The sequence below is a fragment of the Arthrobacter sp. NPDC080086 genome, assembly GCF_040702285.1.
On sequence record NZ_JBFBKP010000112.1, the window covers coordinates 1 to 9,433 of the forward strand.

A 9,433-nucleotide genomic window follows, 5' to 3' on the forward strand; every position below is an offset into this window, starting at 1 on the left:
GGCGCTGCTCGGCGCTGGCGGACCTGCGGTCGGCGTATAGGGCCAGCGCCGGTGCGGCCACCAGGCTGGCAACGGCGGCGGCGGCCACCGCCGGGAGTACCTCCGGGAGCAGGAGCCCCACCCCGGTGAGGGCTGCGGCTGCGACGGCGACGGCGGTCAGCGGCGGCAGCACGACGCGCGGCAGCAGATCCCGGACGGTGTCGACGTCGTCGACGACGGCACCCAGGACGTTGCCACCCTGCAGCAGGCGGCGCAGTGACAGGGCCCGGCGGCTCAGCGACTCCCACAGCTGGCCCCGGAGCCGGGTCAGGGCGGTGAAGACGGCGTCGTGGAGCAGCAGCCGTTCGGCGTAGCGCAGCGCGGCCCGGCCCACGCCGAAGAAGCGCACCCCCACGATGGCGGTCAACAGGTAGAGGATGGGCGGCTGCTCGCTGGCGCGGATGATGAGCCAGCCGGAGAGGCCGGCGAGGGCGACGGCGAACAGCGCGGCCAGCACGCCCACGACGCCGGCGGCGGTGAAGCGTCCGGCCACCGGCGCCAGCAGCCTCCCCAGCCGTGCGACGGCGCCGGGGGTCCCTACGGAGGCCGAGGGGGCGTTCGTTTGATCCGCGCGGTCGGAATTCAGGCCATCGGAGGGTTCCGGACGGCCCGTGGCGGCCAGGACGGCGCGCTCGGCGAGGCGATCGACTGGAGTTGGGCTGGTTACGGCCACGGTTGAGGGGCGGGTCATTGCGGGGCCGGCGGATGCCGGTGCCGCGGCCGTTACGGCACCGCCGCCGGTCGTACCGCCGTCGGCCGCGGGCGCGCCGATCCGCACCACGGTGTCCGCCAGTTCGCGGGTCTGCCGGTCGTGGGCCACCAGCAGCACGGTGGCCCGGCCGCGCAACCCGGTGAGGGCGGCGCTGACGGCGTCGGCCGAGGTCCGGTCCAGGTGTGCCGTGGGTTCGTCCAGCAGCAGGACGGTGGCGCCGGCGGCGATCCGTGCGAGGCCGCGGGCCACGGCCACCCGGCGCAACTCGCCGGGACTCAGCTCGGCGGGGTGCTTCGCGGCCAGGTGTTCCGCCGCGCAGGCGGCAAGGCAGCGCCGCGCCTCAGTCTTAGCCTTAGCCCCGGCCTCGCGGGACGCGTCGTCCGGGGCCGTGTCCGCGCCGCCCAGGTACAGCAGCACCTCATCCAGCACCGTGTCGGCCACCATGACCGGGTGCTGCGGCACCCACGCCACGTCGGCGGCCGCATACCCGGACACGCGGCCTTCCAGGATCGTCCCGGTGTCCGCACCGATGGTGCCCGCCAGCACTCCCAGGATGGTGCTCTTGCCGGCGCCGCTGGGGCCATCGAGGGCCGTGATGCGTCCCGCGGGCGCGGTGAAGTCCAGCGGCCCGACGGCGTCGCCGTCTCGGCCCGGGTAGCGCACCCGCAGCCCGCTGACGGCGACAGCGGGAGGCACAGCGGCAGCGGGCTCCGGAGTGCCGTCCGCCGGCAGCAGCGGCTCCGGCCGGGGGGCATCCAGCACTTCGGTGGTGTCGGCGAGCGCGGCACGGCCCTCGTCGCTGGCGTGGTGCGCGGTGCCGAGTTCGCGCAGCGGGAGGTAGTAGTCGGGGGCGAGGATCAGGGCCAGCAGGCCGGCCTCGAGGCCCATCTCCCCGTGGACCAGGCGGACGCCGATGAACACCGCCACGACGGCCACGGAAAGGGTGGCGATGAGTTCCAGCGCCAGGGCGGAGAGGAACGCGGTGCGCAGGGTGCCCATGGTCCGGGTCCGGTATTCCTCGGAGATGTCCTCCAGGGCCTTGCGCTGGGCGCTGGCCCGGCCCAGGCCCACCAGCACGGGCAGGCCCTTGGCCAGTTCCAGCATGTGGCCGGAGAGCCGGGCCAGCGTGGACTGCGCCTCCCGGACCCGTTCCTCCGTATACCGGCCGATCAGGATCATGAACAGCGGCACCAGGGGCACGGTCAGGACGATCACCACGGCGCTGACCCAGTCGGCGAAGAGGATCCGGGCGCCCAGGAGCAGCGGGATGGCCGCGCAGTTGACCAGCGCCGGCAGGAACTGCGTGTAGTAGTTATCCAGCGCGTCCAGTCCGCGCGTGGTGAGCACCGCCAGTCCGCCGTCGGACGGCCCGGCGGCGCGGGTGCCCGTCTGCAGGGCCCGTTCCAGAAGCTGCGAGCGCAGCTCCTCCTTGACCCCCAGCGCGGCACGGCGCGCGGCGACGGCCTGTCCCCACGTGGTGAGTGCCCTCAGCACCACGCCGGCCAGGCCCCAGCCCAACTGTTCGGCCCACGCCTCCTGGTGGCCGGCCAGTCCCGTCAGCATGCCTGCGACCGCCTGGCCCATCAGCACCAGGGACAGGGCCTTCAGGGCGGCGAGGAGCCCCAGCAGGTAGAGCGCGGAGCGGGTGGCAGGGCCGGAGGGGAACTGCGGTCTCATCGGCGCCTAGTCCTTGGGCGCCAGGGCCCGGGAGGCGATGGCGGGCAGGAAGCTGTGCGCCTCCGGGATGTGGGCGCTGCTGACCCGGCGCCGGAACACCCAGTAGGTCCAGGCCTGGTAGGCGAGCACCAGCGGCAGGCCGATGCAGGCGACGATCGTCATCAGGCCCAGCGTGTAGTCGGAGGAGGAGGCGTTGGAGATGGTCAGGTTGAAGGCCGGATCCAGGGTGGAGGGCAGCACCACCGGGAACGCGGCGCCGAACACCGAGGCGGTGCCGAGGACCAGGAACACGCCCAGGGAGAGGAATGCCTTGCCCTCGGCGCCGCCGCGGGCGAAGTTCCAGGCTGCGGCGGCCGCGACGACGGCGGCCACCACGGCGGCGATGGTCCAGGCCTTGCCGCCCTGGAACTGCATGACGACCGCCCAGCCGGCGATGGGCAGGAGGAGCACCGGCAGCAGCCGGACGAACCACTGCCGCGCCCGGTGCCGGACCTCGCCGTCGGTCTTCAACGCCAGGAACGCCAGCGCGTGGACCAGGGAAAAGCCGACGACGGCGAGCCCGCCGAGCACGGCGTAGGCGTTGAACCAAGCGAAGGGGCCGCCCACGCGGTCACCGTTGGCATTCACCGGCAGGCCGGTGGTGGTCAGGCCCAGGGCGGCGCCGACGCCGAAGGCCGCCACCAGGGAGCCGAGGGCGATCGCCCAGTCCCAGCGGGCGCGCCACTGCGGGGTGTCCACCTTGCCGCGGTACTCGAAGGCCACGGCCCGGAAGATCAGCGCCACCAGCACCAGCAGCAGCGGCAGGTACAGGGCGGAGAAGAGCGAGGCGTACCAAAGCGGGAAGGCCGCGAAGGTGGCCCCGCCCGCGGTCAGCAGCCAGACCTCGTTGCCGTCCCACACCGGTCCGATGGTGTTCAGCAGCACGCGGCGCTCGGTGTTGTTCCGGGCGAAGAGCTTCATCAGCATGCCGACGCCCAGGTCGAAGCCTTCGAGGAAGAGGTAGCCGGTCCACAGCACCGCAATGGCGATGAACCAGGTCGTGGGGAGCAGTTCCATGCGGGGTGTCCTCTGTCAGTATCGGGTCGGGTACGGGGTGGGCGGGGCGCTCAGTAGGCGAAGGCCAGGACGTCGTCGGCGCCCGGCGTTCCGGGAGTGCCGCCCGGGGGCGTCTTGTCCTCGTTCTCGTCCGCCGGGACGTGCGCGAGCTCCGGCATGGCGGACACCACGCCGCCGCGGACGTACTTGACCAGCAGCTTCACCTCCACCACCAGCAGGAGCGCGTAGACGGCGGTCAGCACCACCAGCGAGGTGATCAGTTCCCCGGCGGACACCCCCGGGGAGACGGCGGCGGCGGTGAACATGAAGACCTGGTCGATGCCGCTAGCGTCCGGGTTGGGCGCGACGACGAAGGGCTGGCGGCCCATCTCGGTGAAGATCCAGCCGGCGGCGTTGGCGCCGAAGGGGGCCAGGATGCCGAAGACGGCCAGCCGCATCAGGCCGCGGGAGGCCGGAACGGTGCCCTTGCGGGTGGCCCAGAGCGCGGCGGCGGCAGCGGCCGCGGCGAGGCCGCCGAAACCGATCATCATCCGGAAGCCCCAGTAGGTGACCTCCATGACGGGGACGTACTGGATTTCCTTGCCGGCGCGGTCGCCGTAGATGGGGCTGTCCGGCAGGTGGGTGCCGTAGTCGGCCTTGTACTGTTCCAGCAGGCTGTTGACGCCCTTGACCTCGGTGCTGAAGTCGCCCTTGGCCAGGAAGGAGAGCAGGCCCGGCACCTCGATGACGGCGACGACGTCGTCGCAGTTCTTGGAGCCGACGTTGCCGATGCTCAGGATGGAGAAGCCGGTCCCGTCGTGGCAGGCGGCCTCCGCGGCGGCCATCTTCATGGGCTGTTGGACGAACATCAGCTTCCCTTGCAGGTCGCCGGTGACGGCGGTGCCGGCGAAGGAGATCATGGCGACGACGGCGCCGATCCGCAGCGAGCGGATCCAGACGGCGTGGTCGGCACGGTCGCGGCCCGGGACGGTGGACTCGCCGGGGATGACCCGGCCGTCGGCACCGACCGTGTCGATCCCGTCATACCGGCGGCGCCACAGGTGGTACCAGGCGATGCCGAGCAGGAACGCGCCGGCGACGGCGAGGGCGCCGAAGAGCGTGTGGGGCACGGCCACGAGGGCCGTGTTGTTGGTGAACACGGCCCACGCGTCGGTCATGACCGGGCGGCCGTTGATCATCTCGACACCTACTGGGTGCTGCATCCAGCTGTTGGCCACGATGATGAAGTAGGCCGAGAGCGCGGAGCCGATGACAGCGATCCAGAGGCAGGCCAGGTGGACGCCGCGCTTGAGCTGCTTCCAGCCGAAGATCCAGAGGCCCAGGAAGGTGGACTCGACGAAGAACGCGAGCAGCGCCTCGAGGGCCAGCGGGGCGCCGAAGACGTCCCCGACGAAGCGGCTGTACTCGCTCCAGGCCATGCCGAACTGGAATTCCTGCACGATGCCGGTGGCGACGCCCATGATGAAGTTGATCAGGAACAGCTTGCCCCAGAACTTGGTCATGCGGAGGTATTCGGGCTTGCCGGTGCGGTACCAGAGGGTCTGGATCACCGCCACCACCAGGCCCAGGCCGATCGTCAGCGGCACCATCATGAAGTGATAGACGGTGGTGATCCCGAATTGCCAGCGTGCAATTTCCAAGGCGTCCATGGCAGTCCCTTTGGTTAGGTTCCCGAGAGTTTTCTACAGTTCGTAGAATTGCTACTTCTACAGAGTGTAGAACATCGGCCGGACCGTACGCACCCAGCGTGGCACGGCTCACCCCGGGCCGCAACGGACCGCCGCCGGGCCCCGCACTCGACCCACCGTGACACGCCCGGAGCCCTGTTCTACTGCATGTAGAAAGTCAAGCGAAAAAACGGTAAATTGAAAGCTGTAGTAATTAACGACCTCCCGCGGCAGGTGCCGGCGGGGAGGCATCTTAGAAGGACACAGGCAATGGCAAGTCTTGGGGAACTGGAACGGGCAGTCATGGACTTGCTCTGGGCGGGACAGGAGGCCGCGACGGCCAACACCCTGCGCGACCTGCTGGCCACAAGCACCCGCACCCCCGGCGGTACCGAGGGCCACGAGGGCAAGGACCTGGCCGTCACCACGGTCCTGACCGTCCTCTCCCGGCTGGAGCGCAAGGGCCTGGTGGAGCGTGAACGCGGCACCCGTCCGCACCGCTACCAGGCCGTGTCCAGCCGCGCGGACCACACCGCCGAACTGATGCACGAGGTCCTCGGCTCCGCCCCTGACCGTGAGGCCGTTCTGGCCCGCTTCATCGGCTCCGTCTCGCCCACCGAGGCCGAGACTTTGCGCAAACTGCTGGACCACAGCTAACAGCGGTGTTCTGGACCTCATATTTTCTGGCGGTCCTGGCGATAGCGCTGGCCTGGCCGGTGCCTATCCTCCTGTCGCGCGCCCACTGGCCGGCCCGTTCCCCCTCGACGGCGATGCTGCTCTGGCAGGCGATCGCCCTCGCCGGTGGCCTGTCCATGATCGGCGCCATGCTGGTCTACGGGCTGGAACCCATCGGGGACAACCTGATCGCCGGCCTGCGCGGCCTGGCGGGCATGGTGTTCCGCAACGAACCCACCACCGATCTGGGCTTCTGGCACATCTTCGCGCTCTCCGCGGCCGCGTTGCTGAGCGCCCACCTGGTCTTCACGCTGCTGCTGACCTATTACAAGATCCAGCGGCAGCGCCGGCGGCACCGTGAGCTCCTGGCCCTGCTGGCATCCCCGTCGGCGGAGGCCGCCCGGACCATGGTGATCAGCCACGACTCCCCGGTGGCCTACTGCCTGCCCGGCGGCGCCCGCTCCGTGACTGTCCTCTCCGACGGCCTCATGGCGGCGCTGGAACCCGGCGAGCTGCGGGCGGTCCTCAGCCACGAGAACGCCCACCTCAGCCAGCGGCACCACCTGCTCCTCTGGGCCTTTGCCGCCTGGCGCCAGGCCCTGCCCTGGCTGCCGACCACCCGGCTGGCGCAGGAGGCTGTCAACTCACTGATCGAGATGCTGGCCGACGACGTAGCGCTCAAGACCGAGAGCAAGGCCACGCTGATCAAGGCCATCGCCATCGTGGCCAGCGGCTCGGCCACGGGCACCGGCCCCGGCGCGGCACCGGCGGCGCGAATGGCCTTCGGCAGTTCAGAGGCGGACAGCGCCCAGCCCGGGGCCACCGGCGGGGCCGGTGCCATGGTGACGACGGCGACCCGGGTCAGCCGGCTGCTCTCGCCCCAGCCACCGCTGCCGCAGGGGCTGCGCTATGCGGTGCTGGCGGCCTGCATCCTGCTGCTCGCGGCGCCGACGGCGCTGCTGATTGTGCCCGGCCTGCTCGGCTAGGAGGGTGCCAGTGGCGCCTTAGGCGTCGATGCGTTCCCGGTCCAGGCTGGCGGCGCCGGCGATGATGAAGTCCTTACGCGGGGCGACGTCGGAGCCCATCAGCAGGTCGAAGATCTCCTCGGCCTGGCGGGCGTTCTCCACCCGGACCTTCCGCAGCGTGCGGTGCCGCGGGTCCATGGTGGTCTCGGCGAGCTGCTCGGCGTCCATCTCGCCCAGGCCCTTGTAGCGCTGGATCGGTTCCTTGTAGCGCTTGCCCTCCTTCGCCAGCCGGCCCAGCAGCTGGTGCAGCTCGGCCTCCGAGTAGGTGTAGATCATCTCGTTGGCCTTCTGGCCTGCGTTGATGACCTCCACCCGGTGCAGCGGCGGGACGGCGGCGAAGACGCGGCCCTCGTCGATCATGGGCCGCATGTAGCGGAAGAACAGCGTCAGCAGCAGCGTGCGGATGTGGGCGCCGTCGACGTCGGCGTCGGTCATCAGGATGACCTTGCCGTACCGCGCGGCCGAGATGTCGAAGCTGCGGCCGGAGCCCGCGCCCACCACCTGGATCAGCGCGGCGCATTCGGCGTTGGAGAGCATGTCCCCCACCGAGGCCTTCTGGACGTTGAGGATCTTGCCGCGGATCGGCAGCAGCGCCTGGAAGTCCGAGGAGCGGGCCAGTTTGGCGGTGCCGAGCGCGGAGTCGCCCTCGACGATGAACAGTTCGGAGCGTTCGACGTCGTCCGTGCGGCAGTCCGCGAGCTTGGTCGGCATCGAGGAGGTTTCCAGGGCGTTCTTGCGCCGCTGGGTTTCCTTGTGGACGCGGGCCGAGATGCGGGATTTCATCTCGCTGACGACCTTTTCCAGCAGCAGCGCCGACTGGGCCTTGTCGTTGCGGTTGGCGGAGGTGAGCTTGGCGTTGATTTCCCGCTCCACCACCTTCGCGACGATCGCCCGGACCGCGGAGGTGCCGAGGATTTCCTTGGTCTGGCCCTCGAACTGCGGTTCGGCCAGGCGGACGGTAAGCACGGCGGTGAGCCCGGCGAAGATGTCGTCCTTCTCCAGCTTGTCGTTGCCGGCCTTGAGCTTCCGGGCGTTGGCCTCGACGGCCTTGCGGAAGGTCTTCACCAGGGCCTGCTCGAAGCCGGACTGGTGGGTGCCGCCCTTCGGGGTGGAGATGATGTTGACGAAGCTGCGGACCGTGCTGTCGTAGCCGATGCCCCAGCGCAGGGCCACATCAACTTCGCAGTCGCGTTCGACCTCGGCGAGCTGGCTGTGGCCGCGCTCGTCCAGGACGGGGACGGTCTCCTTGAACTTGCCGGCGCCGTGCAGCCGCCAGACGTCGGTGACCGCCGGGTCCGCGGCGAGGAATTCGACGAATTCGGAGATGCCGCCGTCGTGGTGGAAGACCTCCTCGTGCGGGCCGGCCTCCCCGGGCGTGCCCGGAACTTTCCGCTCGTCGCGCACGGTGAGTTTGAGGCCGGGGACCAGGAAGGAGGTCTGCCGGGCGCGGGCGGTGAGGTCCTCGTAGGAGAACTTGGCGTCCGGGGTGAAGATCTGCCGGTCCGCCCAGTAGCGGATGCGGGTGCCGGTGACGCCGCGCTTGGCCTTGCCGACGACGTCGAGCACGGAGCCGTCGACGAACGGCTCGAAGACCGCGGCCGGGTCGGGGCGGGTACCGGGGTCCTTGAAGCGGCCCGGTTCGCCGCGGCGGAAGGACATCTTGTAGGTCTTGCCGCCGCGGTCCACCTCGACGTCCAGGCGGGAAGAGAGGGCGTTGACCACGGAGGCGCCGACGCCGTGCAGGCCGCCGGAGGCGGTGTAGGAGCCGCCGCCGAACTTGCCGCCGGCGTGCAGCTTGGTGAAGACGACCTCGACGCCGGTGAGGCCGGTCTTGGGTTCGACGTCGATCGGGATGCCGCGGCCGTCGTCGTGGATCTCCACGGAGTTGTCCGCGTGCAGGATGATCTTGATGTCGTGGCCGAAGCCGGCCAGGGCCTCGTCGACGGAGTTGTCGATGATCTCCCAGAGGCAGTGCATCAGGCCGCGCGAGTCCGTGGATCCGATGTACATGCCGGGGCGTTTGCGGACGGCCTCCAGGCCCTCCAGCACGGAAAGGTGCCGGGCGGTGTAATCAGAACTTGGTGCCACGGGTGGGGAACTCCTTCGGTGAAACGCGAAAAATACACTCTTCCTAGCGTAGTCGGCCGCGGGCCGCTCTTTTGGTTGCCACTCCCCGCCGGAATGTGGCCCGGCGCACGCCGTTACGGGGACGTGATACGCGCACAGCGAAAGTGGCCCATCCGTGCCATGGATTGGGAGCGAATGCTGGTTATATAGACGTATCGATCTACTAAGGAGGCCGAACATGACCACAGCAGTTGCGGACCGCACACTCACTACCGCTGACCGGTGTGACCGTTGCGGAGCTCAGGCATATGTCCGCGTTGTCCTCGGAGCCTCCGGCGGTGAGCTTCTCTTCTGCGCCCACCACGCACGCGCCGTTGAACCGAACCTTCGCCCGCTCAGCTCCGACTGGCACGACGAGACGGGCCGCCTCAATGAAAAGGAACCGGTTCCGGTCGACTAAGACCTCCACCTGCGAAGGGCCCCTCCACTGCGGAGGGGCCCTTCGTCGTTTCAAC

Annotated in this window: 7 protein-coding genes; 3 read left to right on the plus strand and 4 right to left on the minus strand. The window is 69.9% G+C overall.

Features of this window, described 5'->3' with window-relative positions; all coding sequences use genetic code 11:
• The 3 genes from cydD to AB0305_RS21490 all read right to left on the minus strand — a co-directional run.
• A partial coding sequence (gene cydD, locus AB0305_RS21480; RefSeq protein WP_366173977.1) for a thiol reductant ABC exporter subunit CydD occupies positions 1-2,428 on the minus strand: 2,428 nt, incomplete at its 3' end.
• A 6-nt stretch (positions 2,429-2,434) separates the two neighbouring features.
• Positions 2,435-3,484 (minus strand): cytochrome d ubiquinol oxidase subunit II, encoded by a 1,050-nt coding sequence (cydB, locus tag AB0305_RS21485; RefSeq protein ID WP_364137772.1) that lies wholly within the window; start codon positions 3,482-3,484, stop codon positions 2,435-2,437.
• Positions 3,485-3,534: 50 nt separating this feature from the next.
• Positions 3,535-5,133 carry a cytochrome ubiquinol oxidase subunit I gene (locus AB0305_RS21490; RefSeq protein WP_364137774.1) on the minus strand — a complete coding sequence of 533 codons (1,599 nt, stop codon included), beginning with the start codon at positions 5,131-5,133 and terminating at the stop codon, positions 3,535-3,537.
• Between the two features lie 288 nt (positions 5,134-5,421).
• Here AB0305_RS21490 and AB0305_RS21495 point away from each other — a divergent pair, with 288 nt between their 5' ends.
• Both AB0305_RS21495 and AB0305_RS21500 read left to right on the plus strand, forming a co-directional pair.
• The gene (locus AB0305_RS21495) at positions 5,422-5,808 is read left to right on the plus strand and encodes a BlaI/MecI/CopY family transcriptional regulator (RefSeq protein ID WP_364137776.1); all 387 of its coding nucleotides are present in this window, start codon (positions 5,422-5,424) and stop codon (positions 5,806-5,808) included.
• Positions 5,809-5,813: 5 nt separating this feature from the next.
• Positions 5,814-6,812 (plus strand): M56 family metallopeptidase, encoded by a 999-nt coding sequence (locus AB0305_RS21500; protein WP_364137778.1) that lies wholly within the window; start codon positions 5,814-5,816, stop codon positions 6,810-6,812.
• A gap of 18 nt (positions 6,813-6,830) precedes the next feature.
• On the opposite strand, the gene AB0305_RS21505 is transcribed toward AB0305_RS21500, so the two are convergent.
• Positions 6,831-8,939 (minus strand): DNA topoisomerase IV subunit B, encoded by a 2,109-nt coding sequence (locus AB0305_RS21505; protein WP_290258139.1) that lies wholly within the window; start codon positions 8,937-8,939, stop codon positions 6,831-6,833.
• Between the two features lie 217 nt (positions 8,940-9,156).
• Here AB0305_RS21505 and AB0305_RS21510 point away from each other — a divergent pair, with 217 nt between their 5' ends.
• Positions 9,157-9,378 carry a hypothetical protein gene (locus AB0305_RS21510; RefSeq protein ID WP_290258140.1) on the plus strand — a complete coding sequence of 74 codons (222 nt, stop codon included), beginning with the start codon at positions 9,157-9,159 and terminating at the stop codon, positions 9,376-9,378.
• Positions 9,379-9,433 lie beyond the last annotated feature (55 nt).

Excerpts from the sequence above, each read along its gene's own strand:
- cydB (WP_364137772.1), bottom strand. The coding sequence starts at position 3,484 with ATGGAACTGCTCCCCACGACCTGGTTCATCGCCATTGCGGTGCTGTGG.
- AB0305_RS21490 (WP_364137774.1), bottom strand. The coding sequence starts at position 5,133 with ATGGACGCCTTGGAAATTGCACGCTGGCAATTCGGGATCACCACCGTC.
- AB0305_RS21495 (WP_364137776.1), top strand. The coding sequence starts at position 5,422 with ATGGCAAGTCTTGGGGAACTGGAACGGGCAGTCATGGACTTGCTCTGG.
- AB0305_RS21510 (WP_290258140.1), top strand. The coding sequence starts at position 9,157 with ATGACCACAGCAGTTGCGGACCGCACACTCACTACCGCTGACCGGTGT.